The 23,688-nt window shown below is 67.2% G+C and carries 21 protein-coding genes and 1 pseudogene; 8 read left to right on the forward strand and 14 right to left on the reverse strand.

All coding sequences use genetic code 11. The features are described from left to right. The first annotated feature begins 296 nt into the window (after positions 1–296). Entirely contained in the window at positions 297–989 is a 693-nt protein-coding gene (locus IBJ82_RS26740; RefSeq protein WP_370585493.1) for an AAA family ATPase, read from the forward strand. On the opposite strand, the gene IBJ82_RS35495 is transcribed toward IBJ82_RS26740, so the two are convergent. Together IBJ82_RS35495 and IBJ82_RS26750 are read right to left on the reverse strand one after the other, a co-directional pair. Further along, positions 990–1,937, reverse strand: coding sequence for a diacylglycerol kinase family protein (locus tag IBJ82_RS35495; RefSeq protein ID WP_194828731.1), 948 nt, complete (start codon positions 1,935–1,937; stop codon positions 990–992). Then, a complete protein-coding gene (locus IBJ82_RS26750) occupies positions 1,934–3,562 on the reverse strand; it encodes an FAD-binding oxidoreductase (protein WP_228537688.1) in 1,629 nt (542 codons plus the stop codon). Before IBJ82_RS26750 ends, IBJ82_RS35495 begins: the two co-directional genes overlap by 4 nt. Positions 3,563–3,759: 197 nt before the next feature. On the opposite strand from IBJ82_RS26750, the gene IBJ82_RS26755 reads away from it, so the two are divergent. Together IBJ82_RS26755 and IBJ82_RS26760 are read left to right on the forward strand one after the other, a co-directional pair. Further along, positions 3,760–4,377 (forward strand): TetR/AcrR family transcriptional regulator, encoded by a 618-nt coding sequence (locus IBJ82_RS26755; protein WP_194828732.1) that lies wholly within the window; start codon positions 3,760–3,762, stop codon positions 4,375–4,377. Next, positions 4,367–5,926: a glycerol-3-phosphate dehydrogenase/oxidase gene (locus IBJ82_RS26760; protein ID WP_194828733.1), complete on the forward strand. Its 1,560-nt coding sequence runs from the start codon at positions 4,367–4,369 to the stop codon at positions 5,924–5,926. Before IBJ82_RS26755 ends, IBJ82_RS26760 begins: the two co-directional genes overlap by 11 nt. 28 nt (positions 5,927–5,954) lie before the next feature. On the opposite strand, the gene IBJ82_RS26765 is transcribed toward IBJ82_RS26760, so the two are convergent. Continuing rightward, entirely contained in the window at positions 5,955–7,037 is a 1,083-nt protein-coding gene (locus IBJ82_RS26765; RefSeq protein WP_228537689.1) for a GNAT family N-acetyltransferase, read from the reverse strand. 181 nt (positions 7,038–7,218) lie between these two features. Between IBJ82_RS26765 and IBJ82_RS26770 the strand changes: the two genes are divergently transcribed. Beyond that, complete coding sequence (locus IBJ82_RS26770) at positions 7,219–8,403, forward strand: FHA domain-containing protein (protein ID WP_194828734.1); 1,185 nt, start codon at positions 7,219–7,221, stop codon at positions 8,401–8,403. Between the two features lie 78 nt (positions 8,404–8,481). Here the strand turns inward: IBJ82_RS26770 and mihF are convergent, their stop codons facing one another. Next, a complete protein-coding gene (mihF, locus tag IBJ82_RS26775; RefSeq protein WP_019045768.1) occupies positions 8,482–8,796 on the reverse strand; it encodes an integration host factor, actinobacterial type in 315 nt (104 codons plus the stop codon). 476 nt (positions 8,797–9,272) lie between these two features. Here mihF and IBJ82_RS26780 point away from each other — a divergent pair, with 476 nt between their 5' ends. Further along, positions 9,273–10,088 (forward strand): hypothetical protein, encoded by an 816-nt coding sequence (locus IBJ82_RS26780; RefSeq protein WP_194828735.1) that lies wholly within the window; start codon positions 9,273–9,275, stop codon positions 10,086–10,088. Positions 10,089–10,155: 67 nt separating this feature from the next. Here IBJ82_RS26780 and clpX read toward each other — a convergent pair whose 3' ends face one another. The 5 genes from clpX to IBJ82_RS26805 form a co-directional block, all read right to left on the reverse strand. Then, positions 10,156–11,436, reverse strand: coding sequence for an ATP-dependent Clp protease ATP-binding subunit ClpX (clpX, locus tag IBJ82_RS26785; RefSeq protein ID WP_194828736.1), 1,281 nt, complete (start codon positions 11,434–11,436; stop codon positions 10,156–10,158). 241 nt (positions 11,437–11,677) lie between these two features. After that, positions 11,678–12,343, reverse strand: coding sequence for an ATP-dependent Clp protease proteolytic subunit (locus IBJ82_RS26790; RefSeq protein WP_194828737.1), 666 nt, complete (start codon positions 12,341–12,343; stop codon positions 11,678–11,680). Between the two features lie 45 nt (positions 12,344–12,388). Beyond that, entirely contained in the window at positions 12,389–12,964 is a 576-nt protein-coding gene (locus tag IBJ82_RS26795) for an ATP-dependent Clp protease proteolytic subunit (RefSeq protein ID WP_228537690.1), read from the reverse strand. Positions 12,965–13,131: 167 nt separating this feature from the next. Beyond that, positions 13,132–14,496, reverse strand: a complete 1,365-nt coding sequence (gene tig, locus IBJ82_RS26800) for a trigger factor (protein WP_194828738.1) — start codon at positions 14,494–14,496, stop codon at positions 13,132–13,134. 160 nt (positions 14,497–14,656) lie between these two features. Next, positions 14,657–15,205 carry an FKBP-type peptidyl-prolyl cis-trans isomerase gene (locus IBJ82_RS26805; RefSeq protein ID WP_194828739.1) on the reverse strand — a complete coding sequence of 183 codons (549 nt, stop codon included), beginning with the start codon at positions 15,203–15,205 and terminating at the stop codon, positions 14,657–14,659. A gap of 164 nt (positions 15,206–15,369) precedes the next feature. Here IBJ82_RS26805 and IBJ82_RS26810 point away from each other — a divergent pair, with 164 nt between their 5' ends. Next, positions 15,370–17,838 carry a phosphoketolase gene (locus tag IBJ82_RS26810; protein WP_194828740.1) on the forward strand — a complete coding sequence of 823 codons (2,469 nt, stop codon included), beginning with the start codon at positions 15,370–15,372 and terminating at the stop codon, positions 17,836–17,838. A gap of 80 nt (positions 17,839–17,918) precedes the next feature. Continuing rightward, positions 17,919–18,656: pseudogene (locus IBJ82_RS26815) on the forward strand (metallophosphoesterase); the annotation flags it as partial. A 33-nt stretch (positions 18,657–18,689) separates the two neighbouring features. Here IBJ82_RS26815 and IBJ82_RS26820 read toward each other — a convergent pair. Next, positions 18,690–19,094 carry a DUF1801 domain-containing protein gene (locus tag IBJ82_RS26820; RefSeq protein WP_194828742.1) on the reverse strand — a complete coding sequence of 135 codons (405 nt, stop codon included), beginning with the start codon at positions 19,092–19,094 and terminating at the stop codon, positions 18,690–18,692. 193 nt (positions 19,095–19,287) lie between these two features. On the opposite strand from IBJ82_RS26820, the gene IBJ82_RS26825 reads away from it, so the two are divergent. Continuing rightward, positions 19,288–19,647, forward strand: a complete 360-nt coding sequence (locus tag IBJ82_RS26825; RefSeq protein WP_194828743.1) for a hypothetical protein — start codon at positions 19,288–19,290, stop codon at positions 19,645–19,647. Positions 19,648–19,654: 7 nt separating this feature from the next. Here the strand turns inward: IBJ82_RS26825 and fabG are convergent, their stop codons facing one another. The 4 genes from fabG to IBJ82_RS26845 all read right to left on the reverse strand — a co-directional run bounded on the left by fabG (position 19,655) and on the right by IBJ82_RS26845 (position 23,657). Next, entirely contained in the window at positions 19,655–20,413 is a 759-nt protein-coding gene (gene fabG, locus IBJ82_RS26830) for a 3-oxoacyl-ACP reductase FabG (protein WP_194828744.1), read from the reverse strand. 154 nt (positions 20,414–20,567) lie between these two features. Further along, a complete protein-coding gene (gene xerC, locus IBJ82_RS26835) occupies positions 20,568–21,686 on the reverse strand; it encodes a tyrosine recombinase XerC (protein WP_194828745.1) in 1,119 nt (372 codons plus the stop codon). Further along, complete coding sequence (locus tag IBJ82_RS26840; protein WP_228537692.1) at positions 21,686–21,910, reverse strand: helix-turn-helix domain-containing protein; 225 nt, start codon at positions 21,908–21,910, stop codon at positions 21,686–21,688. Before IBJ82_RS26840 ends, xerC begins: the two co-directional genes overlap by 1 nt. Before the next feature lie 16 nt (positions 21,911–21,926). Then, on the reverse strand, positions 21,927–23,657 hold the full coding sequence (locus IBJ82_RS26845; RefSeq protein WP_228537693.1) for a helitron helicase-like domain-containing protein: 1,731 nt from the start codon (positions 23,655–23,657) through the stop codon (positions 21,927–21,929). Positions 23,658–23,688: the final 31 nt, after the last annotated feature.

Here is a 23,688-nt window from a genome sequence, read left to right on the forward strand (position 1 = left end):
CAATCCTAAGGGGAGCGGCAACCAGCTTTTTCCCCGCCTACCCGAGGACAAAAAAAGACGGAATCTTCGGTGGATGAGGGACACCGAAGACTCCGCCTACAGCACTGATCCTACCGGCGATTAACCCCGCCGAGCGGAATCCATATGGAATTCTCAGCTTCTGCACCGCGCTGGTCGGCAAGGCTTGTGACGCGCCACGACGACACGCGGAAACCCTTGTCCCCCAAGCCTCGAACCCGAAATATCCGGGTAACCACGGATTGCCGTTTTGTCCGTTTTACCGGACCCTGGAGAGGGTGACGCCCCCGCTCGATTCCTCGTCCCCCGTTTCCCCGTCGGCGCCGAAGATCATCACCCCGATCGCGCTGGTGGACCTGCGCGCGAGCGAGGTCGAAGAACTGCGCTACCCCAGCACCAGCGTGCTGGTCTTCGCCGGCGTGCCGGGCGCGGGAAAGTCCACCGCACTACATCGCTTCTTCGGCGCGGGCCCCGACGCCGAACATCCGGTGCGCACCGCGTCCGGTGCCCTGGTTCTCGACTCGAACCACACTCGCAATCGCCTGCGACACCGGTTGGGCTGGGCGCCGTATTCCCTGTGGCGCCCACTGGTCCACCTCGCGCACTACCGCGCGATCCGCGACGCGATCCGGGCCGGCGACGGACCGGTCGCCATCCACGACTGCGCGACCTTCCGCTGGAGCCGTCGCCTGATCGCCCGCTGGGCCGCGCAGGGCCGTCGCGAACTGCACATGGTGCTCATCGACGTGCCCCCGGAGCAGGCCAGATCCGGTCAGATCAGCCGAGGAAGAAGCGTCAACAGCGTTGCCTTCACGGGGCACTGCCGCCGCTGGGAAACGATGATGGATTCCCTCGGAGCCCGTGACTCCACCCTCGCGCCGGACCCACAACCGCTGTCCTCGACATCGGTGGTGATCATCGACCGTCCGACGCTGCACGCCGTGTCGCGCATCGCCTTCGACGCGGTCTGATCAGGGCACCAGCACGCTCAGCGCCCCCGGCATCGCCTGCACCGTCACCGGCAGCATCCCGGCCGGCTCACCGTCGGCCGCCGCGTACCCGCCCTCGGCGCTGACCGTGATCCGCCGGGCCCGATAACGCTTCGTCGCGGGATGGTCGATCCGTTTGCCCGCCGACAACGCGGGCAGCAACCGCGCCATCTCCAGCCGCGACACCGCACCGACCACCGTGATGTCGAGATAGCCGTCGTCGGCGAGTGCCTCTGGACACACCAGCATCCCGCCGCCGTAGGTGCGGGTGTTGCCGATCGGCGCCATCACCGCGTCGGTCAGGATCACCACGTGTGAGTCGGGTGGATTGTCGAGCGCACCGGGCGCCAGGCCGGACAACTCGATCCGGAACGGCAGTGTGTAGCCGCGCATGAGTTCGACGACAGCGGCGGCGGTGTAGCGGAGGGGTCCGCGGGGGTAGCGCATCTTGTTGGCGCGCAGGGTGACTCGTGCGTCGAACCCGGTTCCGACCACGGTCGCGAACCAGGTGGGTGTGAGGTCCGGCGATTCGATCCGCCCCAGGTCGATGGTCCGGACTCGACCACCCAGCACGATCTCGACGGCTGCCCTCGGGTCTCCGGTCGGTATGCCGAATTCGCGCGCCAGGTCGTTGCCGGTGCCCGCGGGCACCAGTCCGAGCGGCACCCCGCTGTGCGCGAGCGCGGCCAGCAGCACGTTCATCAGGCCGTCACCACCGACGCAGATCACCGCATCCGGCCGGTCCTGGCCCGCGACGAGCGCCCTGACCTGCGTCACCGACTCGTCCGCACTCGGGGCCCGCACCTCCACCACCTCGACACCGCGGGCCAGTAGTTCGGCCAGCACCGTCTCGGCGACACCGTCGCCGCGGCCCGCCCCGGAATGCGGGTTCGTGACAACCACCACACGCCGCACCGACTGTTCGCTCACGGCACCAGCTTCCCAGGATTGAGCACTCCGGTGGGGTCGAGTTCGCGCTTCACCGCGCGCAACACCCGAACCCCCAGGTCACCGATCTCGGCGCCCATCCACGGACGGTGGTCGGCGCCGACGGCGTGGTGGTGGGTGATGGTGCCGCCCGCGGCGACCATCGCGTCGCTCGCGGCGGATTTGGCGATGCGCCACTGCGCGATCGGATCGTCGAGCTGTTTGGCCACGACGGTGAAGTACAGCGACGCCCCGGTCGGGTAGGTGTGCGAGATGTGGCACATGACCAACGCGGGTGTGCCCTGCGCACCGAGCGCGTCCATCAGCGCGCCGGTGACCTTCACCTTGAGATTGGCCAGATTGGCCCAGCTGGTGGCGGTTTCGAGGGTCTCGCACAGCACGCCGACATCGAGCAGCGCGTCACGCATGTAGGGCGCGGCGAACCGACCGTGCTCCCACTGCCGTGCGGGTGCCTCGCCGAGCGCGGTGCCACCCGAGGCCGCGAGCAGGGCGCTCGCTTCTGCCGATCGGGCGGCGACATGAGCCTGGCTGCCCTCGAAGGTGGTGATGGCGAGACAACCCGAGACCGGGTTGCCGCCGACATCGGCGGAGCGCGCCAGGTTCAGGCCCGTCTCGGCCTCGTCGGACAAGCGCATCACCGTCGGCGCGGCGCCTGCCTGCACCACCGTGCGCAGCGCGGCGGCTCCGGTGGCGAAGTCGGGGAACGACCAGGCTTGGTAGCCAACGGTTTCCGGTACGGGGTGTACCCGCAAGGTGACCGAGGTGATGATGCCGAGTGCGCCCTCCGACCCGACGAACAACTCGCGCAGGTCGGGTCCGGCCGCCGACGCCGGGGCCCGACCGAGGTCGAGGGTGCCCTGCGGGGTCGCGATCACCAGACGTTCGACCATGTCGTCGAACCGGCCGTAGCCCGCCGACGCCTGACCCGACGACCTGGTCGCGGCGAACCCGCCGATGCTGGCGAATTCGAAACTCTGCGGAAAGTGCCCGAGCGAGAGCCCGTGCGCGCCGAGCAGCTCCTCGGCTTGCGGCCCGGTGAGTCCGGCGCCGAGGGTGGCGGTGCCGCTGGCCGGATCGACCGCGGTGAGGGTGTCGAGCCTGCGCAGATCGAGCGCGATCACGGTGTCGAACTGCCCGCGCACCGGATCCACGCCGCCGACCACGCTGGTTCCGCCACCGAACGGGACGACCGCGATGCCGTATTCGGCGCAGTACCCGAGCAGCGCGAGGACCTGGCGGTGGTCGGCGGGGAAAACGACGGCGTCGGGAGCGTCCTGCGGTGTGCTCGCGCGGCGGCGCAGCAGGTCGGGGGTGCTCTTGCCGCCCGCGTGTCGGAGCCGGTCGATGTCGTCGGTGGTGAGATGTTCGTCACCGACGATCCCGGCCAGGCCCGCCCGATCGGCGTCCGTGAGCGTGGTGGGGATCAGCGGCACCTCGTTCTCGTCACGGCGTGTGACCGGCTCACCCGAGATCCCGAACACCTGCGCGAGCAGGCCACGGATCTGCCCCGACAGCGGCTGATGACCGGCGGCGACGCCCCAGGCGTCCCACACCATGTTCGGCGCCAGGGTGGCAGACCCGGATTGTTCGTGTTGCGTCTCGACCATGCGTTACATAATGACATATAGTGTCAAGCAGTAACCAACGATATGTCCCAGAGTCGACATCCGTACCGCTGTCGGATGTCACTACCGGCCATTCGCGACGGCAACCCTGCTGGTCCGCTCGATACCCTTGGGCGATTCCAGCCCGACCACGGCGCTTCTGTCCCCGGCGCCACCGAACACACCGGCGGTGAAGCACGATGATCGATCTCGCGACCCACGCTGACCAGCTTTCGCCTACAGACATGGCGATTCTCGATGCCACGCGGGCCTGCGTCGTCGATTTCGGCGTTCGCCGAACCACGCTCACCGAGGTGGCGCGGCGAGCGGGTGTGAGCAGGCCGACGGTCTATCGGCGCTGGCCCGACACCGGGTCGCTGATCGCCGAGCTGCTGGTCCGTGAACTGCGCACGATCGTCGCCGAGACCATGCCCGACACCGGTCTCGGCCGGGATCGGCTGGTCCACGGCATCGTGTCGGGTGCGGCGGCGATGCGGTCGAACGCGGTGTTCGCCAAGATCTTCCGCACCGACACCGACCTGATGCTCACCTATGTGTTCGGCCGGTTGGGCCGCAATCAGCGCACGCTGATCGGGCTGTTCGCTTCCATGATCAAGCTCGGCCACAAGGACGGCTCGATCCGGGCGGGTGATGCCGAGCACATGGCCACCATGCTGCTGCTCATCACCCAGTCGGCGGTGCAGTCGGCGGGCACGGTGGAGTCGTTGCTGGCCGGTGCGGAGTTCGACGCCGAATTGTCCAGGGCTATCGAGGGTTATCTGCTCCCGCTACCCGACAAGGACTGTGATGACTCCTGACTCCTCTTCTCCCAGCGCCACTCTGAATGCGGCACGACGCACCACCGACCTCACCGCACTCGGCGAGAATCCCGAGGTCGACGTGGTGGTGATCGGCGGCGGCGTGACCGGAACCGGCGTCGCCCTCGACGCCGCCGCTCGCGGGCTGCGCACAATCCTGGTGGAGCGCAACGACTTCGCGTTCGGCACCAGCCGCTGGAGTTCGAAGCTGGTGCACGGCGGGCTGCGGTATCTGGCGAGCGGACGGGTCGGGATCGCGCACGAGAGCGCGGTCGAACGCGGCATCCTGTTGCGCACCACCGCACCGCATCTGGTGCGCCCGCTCCCCCAACTCGTACCGTTGCTGCCCGGCATCAAGCTGGCCCAGAGTTCGCTCATCCGCGCAGGGTTCGCCGCGGGCGACGCGCTGCGGATCGCGGCGCACACCTCCGTCGACACCTTGCCGCGCTCGCGCCGGGTGGCGGCCGCCGAGGCACTGCGCTTGGCGCCGACCGTGCGGCGCGACGGGCTGCGCGGCGGCCTGCAGGCGTGGGACGGTCAGCTCGTCGACGATGCCCGCTTGGTCGTCGCCTTGGCTCGCACCGCGGCCTCGGCGGGCGCGACGGTTCTCACCCGCGTGGAAGCCGTCACCGCCACGGGTGATTCGGTCCAGCTGCGCGACACCCTTTCCGGCGAGACCTTGACCGTCCGAGCGCGCGCGGTCGTGAACGCCACCGGCGTGTGGGCGGGCGAGGTCGACCACAGCATCGAGCTGCGGCCCAGCCGCGGCACCCACCTCGTCTTCGACGCCGCGGCCTTCGGTGGGCTCAGCGCCGCGCTGACGGTGCCGGTACCGGGCAGCATCAGCCGGTTCGTCTTCGCGCTGCCCGCCGCGCACGGCCGCGTCTACCTCGGCCTCACCGACGAGGACGCGCCAGGCCCGATCCCCGACGAGCCGCAGCCCACCGAGGCCGAGATCGACTTCCTGCTCGACACCATCAATACCGCCCTGCGGGAACCGTTGACTCGCTCCGATATCCGCGGCAAGTTCGCCGGCCTGCGCCCACTGCTCAAAACCGCCGACGACAGCACCGCCGACATCTCCCGCGAGCACGCGGTCCTCACCGCCCCGGACGGTCTGATCACCGTCGTCGGCGGCAAGCTCACCACCTACCGCCAGATGGCCCAGGACGCGGTCGACGCGGCGGTGGCGCAGTCAGCGCTCACGGCCGGTCCCTGCCGCACCGCCCAGCTCCCCCTCGTCGGCGCGGTCTCCGGAGCCGCCCGCGACCGCATCGACGCCCCGCCTGTCCTCATCGAGCGCTACGGCAGCGAAGCGAGCCACATCGTCTCCACCTGGCTCGCCGATCCCGCCCTCGCCGCACCGGTCGCCCCCGGAATCGACGTCACCGCGGCCGAATTCGACTTCGCCATCACCCACGAGGCCGCCCTCACCATCGACGACCTCCTCGACCGCCGCACCCGCATCGGCCTGATTCCCACTGATCGCGAAGTCGCCACCCCCGCGGCCGAAGCCGCCTTCGCCAGGCACGCCGCGATCACCCACTGAGCCGCTGCGGGTTGGGCCACGAGCGCCGTCAGTCGAATCTCCATGTCGCGAGCTCGGCCCGCATGCACGCGCGAGGCCATTCGTCGAGGCCGTGGGCTGTTTCGGCGGCGCGGATCGCGCGCAGGCCCGGCGGCTCGTCCGCCACGGGGATGTAGGCGAAGCCGAGGCGTTCGTAATACGGCCCGTTCCAGGGAACTTCGGCGAAAGTCGTAAGCGTGATCTCGTGGAGGTCGTGGTCTTTCGCCCACCGCACCGCGTGGTCGATCAATCGCTTGCCGATCCGCGCGCCCGCGTGGGCCGGGTCGACGGAGACCTGGTCGATGTGGGGCTGACCGTCGACGAGGCCGAGAACCAGGTAACCGACCGGGTGCTCGTTGTCGTCCGGCCACACCCACGCGCGCCCTTCGAGGACGAAGGCCCGCAACACCTCCCGCGGCGGCGGGTCGTCCTCGGCGATCGCGATCATGCCCACCTCGCCGAACGGCGCGCCCGCCCGCCGCTCGATCTCCTGCAGGTCCGCGATCTCCTCCTCGCGCGCGAGCCGAGCAGGTCCACCGGCCACCGGGGTGGCGACGATCCCGTTGAGCAGCGCGCGGAGAGCCCAGCGCGCCCGGACGTCACCGGCGGTGTGGGTGGCGCGCTCCACCGACTCGGCGGCGATATGTCGGTAGATCAGATCGACGGCCAAGGTGGCGGTCGCGGGGGTGAGGCCGCCTTCACGCAGGAGGGTGCGCACCTGCTCGATCAGGCCGAGGGCGTGCTCGGTGGTCGGGAACCGGCCGAAGGTGACGAGCGCGAGACCGTCGTGGCTACCGAGGGCCTCGATCGCGGCCTCGACCAGCTGGGTCAGCCGCGCACGCCAGTCGCCCCCGGTGGGCACCGGGACCTGGGACAGGACGCGATCGAGCATGCCGGTCAGCAGGTCGTCGCGATGGGCGACGTAGACGTAGAGCGAAGCGGCGCCGGTGTCGAGTTCCTTGGCGACCCTGCGCATGGTGAGCGCGGCCGAACCTTCGGTGTCGAGGATGTGCAATCCGGTCTCGATGACGAGATCGCGGCTCAAGGGCACTTTCGCCGGTCGGGCCCGGCGGCTGACGGGTGCGGCGTTCATGCGCCGATCCTACGCGTCCGACGAACAACGTTTGGCACGAACGTTGTTCGAAGTTCACCTTCGAACCTTATCCCCGGGCGCCCGGCCATCTATGCTGGCGGCGGAAAGCTAGGTCGCGGTCTGACGCACAGCGGGGGTCGGCCGAGGCGGCGGAAAAGGCCAGTCCGACAAGGAGGCGTTGATGCACGCGCATTCGTCCACCGTGGCCATCGTGCCGGGGACCGGGATCGTCGCCAGATTCGGCGATGTCGTCGTCTATCTGGCCGGGGAGACGCCGTCGACCGATCGGTTACTCGGCGCGGTGGAAACCGTCGCCAACAACACCGCAGCGAGCGCACCCGGTGCGGCATTGGCTCAGCGTCTGGCGGGCGTGGTGTTCGGCGGAGCTTCTGCCCCACCGCCTTTCGGTGTACTCGCCCCGACCGCCGACGGCATGCTGATCCTGCTGCGCGGCGCGGTGATCGCCGAGATCTCCGGCGCGGAGGGCAACCGCCGCCTCGCCGGCGACCGGGCCTTCACCTGGGTCGACGAGATCATCCGTGAACCGGTCCGCCGGATCGCGGTCGGCGCCGAGATGGCCGACCCCACCAGCGCCAATCCGCGCACCGACCTCCGCGCGGGCATCGTCACCGGCAACGGTTTCGTGCTCAACCTGGGCCGACGTCGCAATCCCCCGCCCCGCCGGGTCGAATCCGTCGACGAGCCCGCACCCACCGAGGCCACCGGCTTCCAAGCCCTTCGCGCCCCGACCTCGCGGCCCACCGACACCGGCGACGCGCTCCCGCCCACCGCCGGGTTCCCTGCACCGACGCCCGAAAAACCCGCGACCTCGGGTTTCCAGCCCGATGCGGGCCGACCCGACAGCGAAACGGTGAGCACGGGCAGCCGACCGAGCACCGGCGACGGTGCCACCGTGAGCACCGGCCCGCGCAACTCCCCCACCGCCGACGCGCCCCGCGCCTGGTCCCAACCACTCGATGCCGCCAAACGCCCCGAACCGGTCGCGTTGAGCAAAGGCGCGGCGCCCCACAGCAGTTCGCGTGGCGCACTGGTCACCGAAGAAGGGCTGAGCTACCCACTGGACCGGCCCTACGTCCTCGGCCGCAATCCCTCGGGAGAAGAATCGGTACGCGCTTCCGCGGCGACGCCGATACTGATCGAGCGCGATCGGCTCGTCTCGCGGGTCCATGCCTTCGTCGCCCCCGACCGTGGCAAGGTATTCGTCCGCGAGGCCCCCGCGACCTCCGGAACGTTCTTCGCCGCCCCCGACAGCGAACGCTGGTCTCGCGTCGGCACCCTCCCGATCGAATTGCAACCGGGATGGCGCCTGCGGATCAACGACTTCCTGCTGACCTACTGCGTGTAAATCACTTTCTACGGATCACTCACCGACCATCCCGACGCCCGTGCATCCAGCTCCACGGGCGTCGGATCGCGAATCGGCTCAGGCCTCGAGGGCGTCGAGCAGGGCCGCGCGCTGACGAGCACCGAGGCCACCGATACGGCGATCTTCGGGAATCTCGGCCTGATCCATCAGCTTGGCGGCCTTGACCGGACCAACGCCCGGCAGTGCCTTGATCACGGCAGCGACCTTGGTCTTTTTCACCAGGTCATCGCTGTCGGCTTTCTTGAGCAGATCGGCGACGGTGACCTTGCCCTCCTTCACCTTGCCGATCAGTTCCGAGCGCGCCTTGCGCACGGCAGCCGCTTTGGCCAACGCCTCGGTGCGCTGTTCGGCGGTCATCGTAGGCAGTGCCATGTCTCCTCCGCTTCCACTCGTCACTCGAACATCTGATTGACGGACCGAGTAAACAGCACGAAATCGGCAGCACCAGTCCGACACACCGCGAGGATACGCCGATGAGTTTTGCGTGCCGAACCCGTCGTAATCAATGAAGGCCCGGGAAGACGGACCAAACGGACGAAAAGACCGACCGGTTCGGGCCGGAGTAACACCCCGATGACCAGCAACGACACATCATCAGAAGCACTTTTACGGGATCAAGGTTCAACGGCGAACCACGGAGGACCAACGAAGCTCCTCGGCCCCGGGCGCGACCGATTCTCGAACGGTCGTCACCGTCTCCCGTTCCGCTCCGTCAACAGCTACACAGTTGTGCGCCAGACATTTTCAGCGCCTTCGGATCGAGTAATTCGGGCCCGCGGGTGTTCTCCCCCCGCTCGATGCGCAACAATGACGCGACCCGGCGAACCCTTTTGCTACCTGGAGTTGCGATGCGCGAGGAACACCCGCTCGATCACGAGGTCACCGCACTGCCTGTGCGGGTGGAACGGGCCAGGCGCCGCATCGCCTATCAGTCCGATCCGGCCCTGACCGACGCGCTGTCCGAAGACGAGTTGAGCGCCGAGCGCGAACTCGCCGAGAAGATCCGCACCTACGAGCGCGACCAGCGCTGGAAGCAGATCAAGGCCGCCTCCTCGCACGCCGACCGCTTGCGTGACACCACCGCGGAGCTCGAGCGCGCCGAGATGTCGGACCTGATGCTGGCCCGCAAGGCCATCGCCGCGCAACGCCGCGAGTCCAACCCACGCGCTCGCCTCGCCTCGCTCTATCAGCACCGCACCTGGTCGCTGCGGGCGCTGGCAGGCGTGGTCATCACGGGCATGCTGTGGTCGGCGGTGAACGTCCAGCACAACATCGCCCCGGGCGGGCCCACCGATCCGCTCTACTGGGCCAGTTTCGGCCTGGAGGCGATGATCAGCGTGTGCCTGATCATCATCATGATCGGCACCACGCGGGTGGCCGAGTGGGGCGTGATGGGCAATCGCAACCAGGTGCTGATCGCCGAGCTGTTCCTGCTCACGCTGACCATCGCCCTCAACACCTATCCCCACCTGAGCGCACAGCACTGGTACGACGCCGCTGTGCACGCGGTGGCCCCGGTGATGATCGGTGTCGCACTGCTCATCCACAATGCCGCCAGCGCCCGCTACAGCACCGCGATCGTCCGTGCCAGCGCGGAGATCCCGGCAGACGAGGCCGACAACCTCCTCGCCGCGCCGAGCATGGGTAACCCGGCCGCCACCTAGCATCCACCGACACACAGCGAAGGGCCCCTCCGGATCAGATCCGAAGGGGCCCTTTGCCGTTGGTTTGTTACGCCGACTTCTCGCGACGCTCGGGACGCTGCGCCTTACGCGGCACGATCGTCGGAAGGACGTTGTGCACGACGGTGTCGCCGTTCACGACCACCTTGGCGACGTCGTCACGGCCGGGGATGTCGTACATCACCGGCAGCAGGACCTCTTCCATGATGGCGCGAAGGCCACGAGCACCGGTGCCGCGCAGGATCGCCTGATCGGCGATCGCCTCGAGGGCGTCGGTGGTGAACTCGAGGTCGACGCCGTCCATCTCGAACAGGCGAACGTACTGCTTGACCAGTGCGTTCTTCGGCTCGGAGAGAATGGTGACCAGCGATTCCTTGTCCAGGTTCGTCACCGAGGCGACGATGGGCAGGCGGCCGATGAACTCGGGGATCAGACCGAACTTGATCAGATCCTCCGGCATCACGTCGGCGAAGTGGTCATCGGTGTCGACCTCGGCCTTGGAGCGCACCTCGGCGCCGAAGCCGATGCCGCGGTGACCGGTGCGGTCGGAGATGATCTTCTCCAGGCCCGCGAAGGCACCCGCGACGATGAACAGCACGTTGGTGGTGTCGATCTGGATGAACTCCTGGTGCGGGTGCTTACGACCGCCCTGCGGCGGCACACTCGCCTGGGTGCCCTCCAGGATCTTCAGCAGCGCCTGCTGCACACCCTCGCCCGAGACATCGCGGGTGATCGACGGGTTCTCGCTCTTGCGGGCGATCTTGTCGACCTCGTCGATGTAGATGATGCCGGTCTCGGCGCGCTTGACGTCGTAGTCGGCGGCCTGGATCAGCTTCAGCAGGATGTTCTCGACGTCCTCACCGACATAGCCGGCCTCGGTGAGCGCGGTGGCGTCGGCGATGGCGAACGGCACGTTCAGCATCTTGGCCAGGGTCTGCGCGAGGTAGGTCTTGCCGCAACCGGTGGGGCCGAGCATCAAGATGTTCGACTTCATCAGTTCGACAGCCTCACCGCGGCTGTCGCGGCCCTTGTCGCCTGCCTGGATGCGCTTGTAGTGGTTGTAGACCGCGACGGCGAGGGTCCGCTTGGCGGTGTCCTGGCCGATCACGTAGTTCTCCAGGAAATCCCGGATCTCCGAAGGCTTGGGCAACTCGTCGAGCTTCACTTCGCTCGACTCGGCCAACTCTTCTTCGATGATCTCGTTGCACAGATCGATGCACTCGTCGCAGATATAAACCCCAGGGCCCGCGATGAGCTTCTTGACCTGCTTCTGGCTCTTTCCGCAGAACGAGCACTTCAGCAGATCGCCGCCGTCTCCGATGCGCGCCATCTCGTAGGTCCCTACTTCCTTGTCCGAGTGCGACCGTCGTCCCCCGATTGGGCCGGAAATACGTCTCGGTGCCGTCAATCAGAGCAATGGTCCCTGAGTCGACCGTACCTGTTGTGCGCGAATGAGGTCGACAACTCGCGCATGTTCGTCGTGAGTGCTGTGCGGGTCCTCACCATTGTGAGCCACCGCGGGTGAAAAAGCCGGGCCCGCCGCCCAGATCAGGACAGCGAGCCCGGGCGTGTCACTTCTGTCCGCTGAGCTTGCGGTAGTCGAAGACCTGATCGATGATGCCGTATTCCTTGGCTTCCTCGGCGGTCAGGATCTTGTCGCGATCGGTGTCCTTGCGGACCTGCTCCTCGGGCTTGCCGGTGTGGCGCGAGATGGTGACTTCCATCAGACGACGCATCCGCTCGATCTCGGCCGCGGCGATCTCGAGGTCGGACACCTGACCCTGCACACCGCCGGAGGACGGCTGGTGGATCAGGATGCGCGCGTTGGGCAGTGCGGCACGCTTACCGGGGGCGCCTGCGGCCAGCAGCACCGCGGCGGCCGAGGCGGCCTGACCCAGGCAGACCGTGACCACGTCGGGGCGCACGTACTGCATGGTGTCGTAGATCGCCATCAGCGCGGTGAACGAGCCACCGGGCGAGTTGATGTACATGGTGATGTCGCGGTCGGGGTCCTGGGACTCCAGCACCAGCAGCTGCGCCATGATGTCGTTCGCCGAGACGTCGTCGACCTGGTTGCCCAGGAAGATGATGCGCTCCTCGAACAGCTTGTTGTACGGGTCGGAGGTCTTGACGCCGAACGAAGTCTGCTCGGTGAACTGCGGCAGGATGTAGCGCGACTGCGGGTTGGCGGCAGCAGTGCCGCCCAAGCCTGCGCGCGGGTCGATCAGATTGGCCATCTTGGTCTCCAAGCTTGTCTCGAGTGTGATGGGGCGCGGCCTGCGCTACTTCGCCTGGTTCGCGTGGGCGACCACGTGGTCGATGAAGCCGTATTCCAGGGCTTCCTTCGCCGTGAACCAGCGGTCGCGGTCCGCGTCCTCGGTCACCTGCTCCACCGACTTGCCGGTGTGCAGCGACTGCAGTTCGTTGAGCTCACGCTTGGTGTGGGCGAACTGCTCGGCCATGATCGCGATGTCGGCGGCCGAACCACCGATACCCGCCGAGGGCTGGTGCATCATGATCCGGGTGTGCGGCAGCGCGAAACGCTTGCCCTTGGTGCCCGCGGTCAGCAGGAACTGCCCCATCGACGCCGCCAGGCCCATGCCATAGGTGGCGATGTCGCACTCGGCGAACTGCATCGTGTCGTAGATGGCCATGCCCGCGGTGACCGAACCGCCGGGCGAGTTGATGTAGAGCGCGATGTCCTTGGTCGCGTCCTCGGCTGTGAGCAGCAGGATCTGCGAGCAGATCTTGTTCGCGATGTCATCGTCGACCTGGCTACCCAGGAAGATGATGCGCTCACGCAGCAGACGCTCGTACACAGAATCACTGAGGTTGAGACCAGCAGTAGTGGCTGTCATGACCCCTGCCTGGTTGATTGTCACGGATACCTGCCTTCTCTTCTCACCGATTGCTACGGCCATACGAATACGGTTCGTCGTCACAAACACTAACGAAGCAGGGCGGCACCGAACTCCCGGTACCGCCCTTCTTCGCTCACAGCGCAATCAAATCACGCCGCCGAAACCTACTCAGCAGCGGCTTCGTCCAGCTCGATTTCAGCGGAATCCGCAGGGTCACCGAACATTTCGGAGGTGTCGACCACGTTGCCGTCGGAGTCGGTAACCTTCACCTGACCGACAACTCCGGCCAGCGCCTTGCCGCGTCGCACGTCGGCGAAGACCGCGCCGAGCTGGCCCGCCTGCTGCACCTGCTGGATGAACTGCTCCGGCGACATGCCGTAACGCTGTGCCTGGAACAGGATTCGCTCGGTCAGCTCCTGCTGGCCGACCTGGGTGTTCTCGGCCTCGGCGATGGCGTCGAGCAGCAGCTGGGTCTTCACCGACTTCTCGGCGGCTTCCTGGGTGTCCTTGTCGAACTCCTCGCGGGAGGAGCCCTGCGCCTCGAGCGCCTCGGCCAGCTTGGCCTCGTCGTGGTCGAAACCGTGCACGGCGTCGTGGACCACGGCGTCGACCTCGGCCTTGACGACGGCCTCCGGCAGCGGGACCTCGACGGTCTCGAGCAGGCTGTCGAGCACCTTGTCGCGGATCGCACCGGCCTGCTCGACCTTCTTGACGCGCTCGACGCGGCCCTTCAGGTCTTCCTTGAGCTCGTCGATGGTGTCGAACTCACTGGCCAGCTGGGCGAACTCGTCGTCGGCCTCGGGCAGCTCGCGCTCCTTGACCGACTGCACGGTCACGGTGATGAGGGCTTCCTTGCCCGCGTGGTCGCCGGCGACCAGGGTGGAGGTGAACTCGGCGGACTCGGCGGCCTTCAGGCCGATGACCGCCTCGTCGAGACCCTCGATCAGCTGACCCGAACCGACCTCGTGCGACAGGCCGGTGGTGGCCGCCTCGGGGACGTCCTCACCGTCGACGGTCGCCGACAGGTCGATCGACACGAAGTCGCCATCGGCCACGGCGCGCTCGACACCGGTGAGGGTGCCGAAGCGCTGACGCAGCGAGGTGAGCTGCTCCTCGATGTCGTCGTCGCCGATGGTGAAGGAATCGACACTCACCTCGATGCCCGAGTAATCGGGCAGGGTGATCTCGGGGCGCACGTCGACCTCGGCGGTGAACGCGAGCTCTTCGCCGTCTTCGATCTTGGTGATCTCGATCTCGGGCTGGCCGATGACCTTGACCTCGGTGGCCTGCACGGCCTCGGCGTAGCGGGCGGGCAGCGCGTCGTTGACGACCTGCTCCAGCACGGCGCCACGGCCGACACGGGTCTCGATCAGCTTGGCCGGAGCCTTGCCGGGACGGAAGCCGGGGATCTTGACCTGCTGCGCCAGCGCCTTGTACGCCTTGTCGAAGTCGGGCTTCAGCTCCTCGAAGGGCACCTCGACGTTGATCCGGACCCGGGTCGGGCTCAGCTGCTCGACGGTGCTCTTCACGGACATACTCCTTGGTTCGTAGTTCATGGTGGTGTCCCCACAAGGGGCGTCGCGCCATAGTCAGGCACGGCTAAGCCAGGTGCGGCGCATAAAGCGCATCCCGACCAGGGTAGTTGACCGCCTGCGCGGTCGCGCAATCGGTGTTTGGTTGAGGGTGCCGCTAGCGGCCGACCTGCACGGCGTCGGTCACGAAGACCAACGTCTCGTTCGGCGGCACACCGTTGCCGCCTTCGCCGTAGCCGAGGTTCGGCGGCACGATCAGCAGCCTGCGGGTGCCCTGCTGTACGCCGATCAGACCCTCGTCCCAGCCCTGGATGACCTGGCCGCTACCGAGGGTCAGCCCGAACGGCTTGCCGCGCTGGAAGGAGCTGTCGAGTACCTGCTTGTCCGACCAGGTGACCAACTCGTAGTTCATGGTCAGCGGCTGGCCGGCTACCGCGCCGGGCCCGGTGCCGACCACCAGATCCTTGACGATCAAGGTCTTGGGCGGATCGCAGGTCTCGGGGATGGTGATCTTGGGTGCCTCGCCGAAACCGCCGCTGACCTTCACGTCGTCGGCGGTGCATTCGAGACCCGTGCTCGCGGGATTTCCGCCGACCGAGCTCGAGCTCGGCGAGCTGGTCGAATCCGCGTCGGAGCCGCAGGCCGCTGTCGTGATCGCGGCAGCCGCGACGAGTCCGATTCCGATGATCCTGCCGAGAGAATGCATGGCCCGCACAGTAATCGACTGTCGTAGCCGGGGCGGAAACCGGCACGACGGTAGGCTCGGCGGTGCGATTCCCCACCGGGTGTCACCGGTCCTCGATCGGCGCCCGTGCATGCCCCGCGGCGCGGACGGCGCTGCGAACTCACCGATTTCGAGGAGAGTCCGCGATGACCGGGAACACTTTGGGCGACACCGCCGCCGACAACGTGGGAGACGGCCGGGGCGAGACCATCGCTCCCACGCCCTACGTCCTCACCGACGCACCCGGTCCGCTCTCGCGCGCCGAGCTCGTCGCGGTCGACGCGTGGTGGCGGGCGTCGAACTATCTAGCGGTCGGCCAGATCTACCTGATGAGCAATCCGCTGCTGCGCACCCCGCTGGTCGCCGAGGACATCAAGCCACGCCTGCTCGGCCACTTCGGCACCGTGCCCGGCCTGAATCTGGTGTGGGCCCACGCCAACCGGGTGATCCGGGATCGCGGCCTGAACGCGGTATACGTCGCAGGCCCCGGGCACGGCGGGCCGGGTCCCAACGCCTGCGCGTGGCTCGAAGACGCCTACACCGAACTCGAGCCCGATATCCCGCGCGACGTCGACGGTATGCGCAGATTCTTCCACCGGTTCTCCTTCCCCGGCGGCGTGCCGAGCCACTGCGCGCCGGAGACGCCGGGGTCGTTCCACGAGGGCGGTGAGCTCGGCTACAGCCTGCTGCACGCCCACGGCGCCGCCCTGGACAACCCCGATCTCATCGTGTTCTGCGTGGTCGGCGACGGCGAGGCCGAAACCGGGCCACTCGCGGGCAGCTGGCACGCGAACAAATTCCTCAACGCGGGCCGCGACGGTGCGGTGGTGCCGATCCTCGCGCTCAACGAGTACAAGATCGCCAATCCGACGATCCTCGCCCGCATCCCGGAGGCAGAGCTGGTCGAACTGCTGCGCGGCTACGGTTACGAGCCGCTGATCGTCTCCGGCGACGACCCCGCACCGGTCCACCAGGCGATGGCCGACGCGATGAACACCTGCCTGGACCGGATCGCACAGTTCCAGCGGGCCGCCCGCGACGACGGTGACACGAAACGTCCCCGCTGGCCGATGATCGTGATGCACACGCCGAAAGGCTGGACCTGTCCCCCGGTGGTCGACGGCAAACAGGTCGAGGGCACCTTCCGCGCCCATCAGGTGCCGCTGCCCAGCGCGCGCACCGACCCCGAACACCGGCGGGTGCTGGAGTTGTGGTTGCGGTCGTATCGGCCGGAGGAGCTGTTCGACCACGACGGGCGGCCGGTGCCTGCCTTGGTGGAGCAGGTCCCCGCACGTCCGATGAGCCTGAATCCCGTCGCGAACGGCGGCTTGCTGATTCGCGATCTCGACCTGCCCGATTGGCGCGACTACTGCGTGGATGTCGTGGCGCCGGGCGCGGGTCAGCACGAGGCGACCAGGGTGCTCGGCGGCTGGCTGCGCGATGTCACCGCCCGCAATCCGCACAACTTCCTCACCTTCGCTCCCGACGAACTGGCCAGCAACCGGCTGCAGGACATCCTCGAGGTGACCGGGCGCGACTGGCAGGAAGAAGTCGGGCGCTGGGATGTCGACCTCTCGACGGTGGGTCGCGCGGTCGAAGTGCTCTCCGAGCACATGTGCGAGGGCTTGCTGGAGGGTTACCTGCTGACGGGCCGCCACGGCGTCTTCACCTGCTACGAGGCGTTCATCCACATCGTCGACGCCATGTTCAACCAGCACGCCAAATGGCTCGACGCCAGCCTGAAGGTGCCGTGGCGGCGCAAGATCCCCAGCCTGAACTACCTGCTCACCTCGCACGTGTGGCGCCAGGACCACAACGGGTTCACCCATCAGGATCCCGGTTTCCTCGATGTGGTGGCGAACAAGAGCCCCGATATCGTGCGCGTGTATCTGCCGCCGGATGCCAATACCCTGCTGTCGACCTACGACCACTGCCTGCGGTCGCTGCACTACGCGAACGTGGTCGTGGCAGGCAAACAGCCGGGGCCGGACTGGCTTTCGGCCGAGGAGGCGGGGCTGCACTGCACGCGCGGCCTCGGGATCTGGGAGTGGGCGTGTCACAACGACGACCTCGGGACCACGCCCGATGTGGTGCTGGGGTGCGCGGGCGACGTGCCGACCCTGGAAACCCTGGCGGCGGTGGCGATTTTGCGAGATCGGCTGCCGGACTTACGAATTCGGTTCGTCAATGTCGTCGACCTGATGCGCATGCTGCCCGCCGACGAACACCCGCACGGCCTGCCCGATGCCGAGTTCGACGCCCTGTTCACCACCGACCGCCCGGTGATCTTCGCCTTTCACGGGTACCCGTGGCTGGTGCACCGGCTCACCTACCGCCGCACCAATCACGCCAACCTGCACGTGCGCGGTTACAAGGAGAAGGGCACCACGACCACCCCCTTCGACATGGTGATGCTCAACGATCTCGACCGCTTCCATCTGGTGCTCGATGTGATCGACCGCGTGCCCGGACTGCGCGAACGGGCGGCGGGTCTGCGCCAGGAGATGGTCGACGCCCGGTTGATCGCGCGCCGCTGGACCCGCGAGCAGGGCGCCGACATCCCGGTCGTCGCCGATTGGGTCTGGCCCGACTCAGCGATCCCCACCACGGGGTAACGCGGTTGCGGCGCGGGCCCGCCCTACACGACGATGGAGGGGATATGACCGAACCCCGCCGCACCGACCTACTCCCCCGCGACCGCCGCGATCTGACCGGACCGTTCGACGTGATCGGCGACGTCCACGGCTGCCGCAGTGAACTGGAGACCTTGCTCGGTGAACTCGGCTACACCGTGGACCGCGACGACCGCGGTCGTCCGATCGGCGCCTCCCATCCCGACGATCGCACCGTGGTCTTCGTCGGCGACCTCGTCGACCGGGGTCCCGACACTCCGGGCGTGCTGCGCCTGGCGATGGGGATGGTGGCCGCGAAAACCGCGCTGTGCGTCACCGGCAACCACGACCACAAGCTGATGCGCGCCCTCGACGGCCGCAACGTCCGCATCGCGCACGGCCTCGAACAGTCGCTGTCCCAGCTGGCGGACGAAGACCTCGAGTTCCGCACCGCCGCACACACTTTCCTGCGCGGCCTGCCGAGCCACTATCTGCTCGATCGCGGCAAGCTCGTCGTCGCCCACGCCGGTCTCCCGGAAAGCCTGCACGGCAGCACCTCCGGCCGAGCCCGCTCCTTCGCCCTCTACGGCGCCCCCACCGGCGAACAGGACGAACACGGCTACCCCATCCGCTACGACTGGGCCCAGGACTACCGTGGCACCCCCACCGTCCTCTACGGCCACACCCCGGTGCCCACCCTCACCTGGGTCAACAACACTCTCTGCCTCGACACCGGCGCCGTCTTCGGCGGCACCCTCTCCGCCCTGCGCTACCCCGAGCTGACCACGACCTCGGTCCCCGCCGAACAGGTCTGGAGCGAACGCGCGGGCATCACCCCGACCGTCTGATGGGCCCTAACCCTCGCCGCGCTCCTTCTTGATCTTGCGCCAGCCACCCGCCCGGTTGTCGGTGATGATCTGTTTCAGCATCGTCGACAGCGCTCGTTCGTTGAGGGCCTGGCCCTCGTAGACAGCGACCGTACGGGCGGTTTTGTTGTCGTGACCACCGGTGATGATGTGGTCGGGGTCGGGGACTATCGCGCCGTCGTAGAGGAAGATGTTGACGTGCGTCTTGGCGGCGAGCAGCGCGCAGATATTGCCGTCGAGCACGAAGTAGGGCTGGATTCGACGTTTGACCGTCTCGGTGACCGCCGGGTCGGCGGCGTGGACGAGCTCGCGCACCTGGCGACAGATTCCCTGCTGCCAGACGGGCAGCGCGTCGATGTAGGCGTCGACTCGCGGATCGGCGACATAGGTCATCGACCGATCCTGACACATCGGATGTCGCCGTCCGACTAGGTCGGACCAGCGGTTTCTCACCAGGCGACAGGTTCGGCGGTCACGGATCGTCGCCGAATCGTCAACGCCGAATCCGGGTGTGACGTGCGGATTCGGACCCGGAGGGGCCTACCATCAGCAGCGGACGACCCGACTCATCGATGAGGAGAGGTTCATGCGCCGTACATTTCTCGCACTGTCCGTACTCGCTCCGCTCATGGTCAGCGGTGTCGCGAGCGCCGATCCGGCACCCGTGGGAACGGGGTCGTTGACGGTGTGGACGTTCACCGGCCGGGAGCCGATGCCGGTGAATCGGGCCGATATCGAGGTCACGCCGTGCGATGCGAAGCAGGTGGTCGCCACGCTGGTCAGCGGGGCCGACGGGCGGGCCACGGTGGCACTGCCGGTGGGCTGCTACGAAGCCGAGGTGGTGACCGTGCCCGGCGGCTGCGGGTTGGCCGTCACGGAGCCGGTCAGGGTCACCGTGGCAGCGGGCACCGAGGTGCGGGCGGACTTCCGGTTCGGCTGCGCCTGAGTCGACGTCAGTCCTTCGGGCCGCCTGCCACATAGATGACCTGACCCGACACGAAGCCGGCGCCCTCGCTCGCGAAGAACGAGGCGGTGTTGGCGATGTCGTCGGGCGTGCCGACCCGGTTGACCGGGATCTGCGCGGCGGCAGCCGCTTTGAACGCCTCGAACTCGACGCCGACGCGGGCGGCCGTCGCGGCGGTCATCTCGGTTTCGATGAAGCCGGGAGCGATCGCGTTGGCGGTGACGCCGAATTTGCCGAGTTCGAAGGCGAGAGTCTTGGTGAAGCCCTGCATGCCCGCCTTGGCCGCGGAATAGTTGGCCTGGCCGCGATTGCCGAGCGCCGAGGTGCTCGACAGGTTGACGATGCGACCGAACTTCGCCTCGACCATGTACTTCTGCACGGCGCGGGTCATCAGGAAGGCGCCGCGCAGGTGCACGTTCATGACGGTGTCCCAGTCGTCTACCGACATCTTGAACAGCAGGTTGTCGCGCAGCACGCCCGCGTTGTTGACCAGCACGGTCGGCGAGCCGAGTTCGGCGGCGATCCGCTCCACCGCGGCGGCGACCGCCGCTTCGTCGGCCACATCGGCACCGACCGCGAGAGCTTCGCCCCCGGCTGATGCGATGGTGGCGACGGTGCCCGCGCAGGCGGCTTCGTCGAGATCGAGCACGGCGACGGCATATCCGTCGGCAGCGAGCTTGACCGCGACCGCGGCACCGATGCCACGGGCGGCTCCAGTGACGATCGCGACCTTACGTTGCGTGGACATCCGTCTCCTACAAGCCTGAGCTGGGCGAATGGTGATGGTCGGGGTGACAGGATTTGAACCTGCGACCCTCCGCTCCCAAAGCGGGGGAATCGCCCCGAGGTCAGAGGGTACAGCAGGTGGTCGTGTGCGTCCTACGTGCAACATCTCGACGTGGTCAGTGCATGACGATGCCGGGCGGCAGCTTGGCCGCATCCCCGCTTCGTGCGATCTCACTGAGCCGGATAGCGATCTCACGATCACGCCCGGCGACCATATGCATGTACCGCGATGCCGCCTGATCCGAGGAATGGCCGGCGCGCTTCTTGAGGTCGGCCAGGGTTGCCCCCGATGCCGCCGCGAGCGATTGCCCGGTGTGGCGAAGGTCGTGGAACGTCCCGGTGAAACCGACCTTCTTCTTCGCGCGGTTGAACGCCTGCGAGATCGCGTTGCCCCGCATCGGTGCGCCGTCCCGGCCGACGAAGAATCGTTCAGGCCCGGCGAATTCTTCGGCGTGCTTGCGCACCCACGGAATGATGTGCGGCGGTATGGCGATCGGTCGACCACCAGCATCTGTCTTCGGGTCCTTGTCGAACGCGAGATCGGATTCGAGCATCTCGACCCGGTTGCGGATCACCCACGCAGTTGCTGAATCAATGTCGACAAAGGCCGATTGCAGAGCGCACAGCTCACCGCGCCGGATTTCACACCAAGCCGCCATCAGCACAGCCGCGCGGTACCGCGGAGGGATCGCCTCCACCAGCTGTTCAATCACCGCGGGAGTGGCGATCGGCCGTTCCTTCGCCCTGTCGGCGCCAGCACCCCGAATCTGGCAAGGGTTGGAGGCGACAGCCCGTTCACGCACAGCACAGTTCATGACGGTGCTCAGGAAGCGATACGACTGCGCGATCGAGGTGCGGCCACCCTTGCCCGCCGTCACCTTCTTGTGCCAGGCCCGAACCACCATCGGCGTCATCGCGACCAGCGGCACATCTAGCAGGTCGACCATGTGCAAGCGCAGGTTCCGCAGGCACGTCTCCTCCCACCGCAACCCCACTTCCGGATTGTCGTACAGGTACGCCTTCGCGTAGTCCTCGAAGCGTTGCCGACCTGCACCGTCATCCAGCCACGTCCCCCGGCTGATATCGGTCTCGATCTTGACCAACCACCGGTCCGCGTCCGTCTTGGTGCGGAACGTGTTGGGCGCGTTCTGACGCCGACCGTTCGGAGCGATGAACGATGCTTGAAACTTCCCGGATGGCAACTTGCGAACATTGCCGAACCGCCGTCGAGCCATCACGCCACCGCCTTGCCGCCGAACCAACGAACCTCAATCGGCTCGACACGGCCAGCTTGCGCGAAGGCTTCGAGATCCGACCGCTTGAACCGCACGTAGCTGCCGACCTTGTAGAACACCACCCGCCGTTCAGCCACGATGCGCCGAATAAAACGGACGCCCGTCCCGAGGTACTCGGCGGCCTGTTCGACCGTCAGGTACTCAGCATTCATATCGCCACTCATCCCCTACACCACTCCCCTACGCTGCCGATTGCTGATTGATCGAAATATGCTGTGGCACAACGGTGTTACGAGAACCTTGCCGGTCGCCGGGTGGACTCTCCGCCTGCACGAGCCGGGCCGTTGTGTACTGCGCACGGTTGTTGATCCGGGCAACGACCGCGTTCATGATCAGGTGCTCGATCGGTGGTGCGTCTTTGTCGCCAGGACGAACCGGAGTGATCCGCAGGTGGGAGGTATCCGGCTTCACGATCCCGGCAGCGGCCAGGGATTGCCGAACAAATTCGACGCGATCGGCCCTGTGATCGGGCAGGGTCTTGCCGGTCCATTTCTTCGACACCAATACCCGCCGACCGGGCAAGCCGAGGGTGTCGCGTCGGTGCGCTTTGCCCTTGCACCGACCAGGGACGGTCTTGTCTGTCGCACCCTTGGGGACGATGCCGTAGCGCAACCACACACCACAGCGAGGCGAGCACGGGGTGTGCTGCAACTCCGCGTGGAGCCGGTCGTAATGCACGGCCGTGCGTCGGGAGTCCGTGTCGAGGACATCAGCAATCGACTTCGTCAGGTACTTGGTGAGGTAGCGGACTTTGTTCTCGCACTTGTCGGTTCCGGCGAGAACGGCCTGCGGGTCGATCTGGGCGCCGAAGCGGATCACGTGTGCGGGGTCGAGTTCATCGACGGTGTCCATCACGTCGAGGGCTTCGTTCCAGCCGGTCAGGGGTCGACGGGTGCGGGGGTCGACGAAAGTGCCGGCGTCGTAGTCCCAGGCGGGCATCTTGTCGTCGCGGTAGACCTCGCGATCATGGTGGGGCCACCAGATCTGGCGGTAGGTCGCCGCGGTCACCTGTTCGAAAGTCTTGCGCGAGATCGACCCACGAATCGCCATGTGCAGGTGCGGGGCACCACGCTTCTGCGGTTCGACCGTCGCGAAGTACTGCACATCCCAGCCCACAGCACGGCGCAGGTTCTGCACCCAGCGGTCGAACAGGGCGGCGAAGTGGATGATGTCGCGGGCGGCGCGGGAGTAGTCGTAGGTTTCGGGGTCACGCGGGGAGCCGTCACCGCAGACCTTGCCGTCCTTGGTCTTGGCACCGGTCCGGTTGATCGCCCCGTATGACGGCATCGTCAGAGTCAGGAACGTCGAAGGCCGGTACTTGCCGCCGTAGAGCTTGCCGACCGTGGTCTTCTCCACTCTCAGCCTCGGGAGGTCCGGAGCGTCCTGGCGCCGACGAGTCGACTTGGCTTTGCGGCGCGGCTTTTCGTCGAGAGCAGGGAAACGACCACGGACACCGAGTTCTCGCAAGTCGGCATCGAGTTCGGCGACCAGGTCCCGGATTGCTTCGGCGAGTTCATCGTCTCCGCCGTCGCGGGCAGCGTGGTAGTCGTTGAAGTACCGTGCCCGGTCGACCAGGAGTGTGCGTTGTTCGTCGGTCGGTTCGGTGATCTCGGGGATCGGCTCGGCGTCGAGGGTCCAGCCTTCACGGAGTTGTGTCATCCGCAGGGAGCGAGCAGCTTTGGCGCAGGCGGGGCACTTATTGGCGTCGGTGGCCTTGCAGGGTGCGCCGAGGTAGGTGACCGTGCCGGTTGTCGGGTCCACGGCTTGCATGGGGACGAGTCGGGTGCAGATGTCTTCTTTGTCGGCGGCGCTGGCGGCAATGTCTTTCAGATCCGGCATCGCGCGTCGGTCGGCGGCGGTTTGGCGGGCAGGACGGCCGAGAGAGGCCGTTCCGGTGGCGTTGTCAGACATGGTGCGGCCTCCCTCGATCGCGGTGGTGGGT

Origin of the sequence: Nocardia sp. XZ_19_231, assembly GCF_015355705.1 — a bacterium.
Lineage (GTDB): Bacteria > Actinomycetota > Actinomycetes > Mycobacteriales > Mycobacteriaceae > Nocardia > Nocardia salmonicida.

Bases quoted from the DNA above. Each gene is read 5' to 3' on its own strand.
- IBJ82_RS26750 (WP_228537688.1), bottom strand. From the start codon at position 3,562: ATGGTCGAGACGCAACACGAACAATCCGGGTCTGCCACCCTGGCGCCG.
- IBJ82_RS26755 (WP_194828732.1), top strand. From the start codon at position 3,760: ATGATCGATCTCGCGACCCACGCTGACCAGCTTTCGCCTACAGACATG.
- IBJ82_RS26760 (WP_194828733.1), top strand. From the start codon at position 4,367: ATGACTCCTGACTCCTCTTCTCCCAGCGCCACTCTGAATGCGGCACGA.
- IBJ82_RS26765 (WP_228537689.1), bottom strand. From the start codon at position 7,037: ATGAACGCCGCACCCGTCAGCCGCCGGGCCCGACCGGCGAAAGTGCCC.
- IBJ82_RS26770 (WP_194828734.1), top strand. From the start codon at position 7,219: ATGCACGCGCATTCGTCCACCGTGGCCATCGTGCCGGGGACCGGGATC.
- mihF (WP_019045768.1), bottom strand. From the start codon at position 8,796: ATGGCACTGCCTACGATGACCGCCGAACAGCGCACCGAGGCGTTGGCC.
- IBJ82_RS26780 (WP_194828735.1), top strand. From the start codon at position 9,273: ATGCGCGAGGAACACCCGCTCGATCACGAGGTCACCGCACTGCCTGTG.
- clpX (WP_194828736.1), bottom strand. From the start codon at position 11,436: ATGGCGCGCATCGGAGACGGCGGCGATCTGCTGAAGTGCTCGTTCTGC.
- IBJ82_RS26790 (WP_194828737.1), bottom strand. From the start codon at position 12,343: ATGGCCAATCTGATCGACCCGCGCGCAGGCTTGGGCGGCACTGCTGCC.
- IBJ82_RS26795 (WP_228537690.1), bottom strand. From the start codon at position 12,964: ATGACAGCCACTACTGCTGGTCTCAACCTCAGTGATTCTGTGTACGAG.
- IBJ82_RS26805 (WP_194828739.1), bottom strand. From the start codon at position 15,205: ATGCATTCTCTCGGCAGGATCATCGGAATCGGACTCGTCGCGGCTGCC.
- IBJ82_RS26810 (WP_194828740.1), top strand. From the start codon at position 15,370: ATGACCGGGAACACTTTGGGCGACACCGCCGCCGACAACGTGGGAGAC.
- IBJ82_RS26820 (WP_194828742.1), bottom strand. From the start codon at position 19,094: ATGACCTATGTCGCCGATCCGCGAGTCGACGCCTACATCGACGCGCTG.
- IBJ82_RS26825 (WP_194828743.1), top strand. From the start codon at position 19,288: ATGCGCCGTACATTTCTCGCACTGTCCGTACTCGCTCCGCTCATGGTC.
- fabG (WP_194828744.1), bottom strand. From the start codon at position 20,413: ATGTCCACGCAACGTAAGGTCGCGATCGTCACTGGAGCCGCCCGTGGC.
- xerC (WP_194828745.1), bottom strand. From the start codon at position 21,686: ATGGCTCGACGGCGGTTCGGCAATGTTCGCAAGTTGCCATCCGGGAAG.
- IBJ82_RS26840 (WP_228537692.1), bottom strand. From the start codon at position 21,910: ATGAGTGGCGATATGAATGCTGAGTACCTGACGGTCGAACAGGCCGCC.
- IBJ82_RS26845 (WP_228537693.1), bottom strand. From the start codon at position 23,657: ATGTCTGACAACGCCACCGGAACGGCCTCTCTCGGCCGTCCTGCCCGC.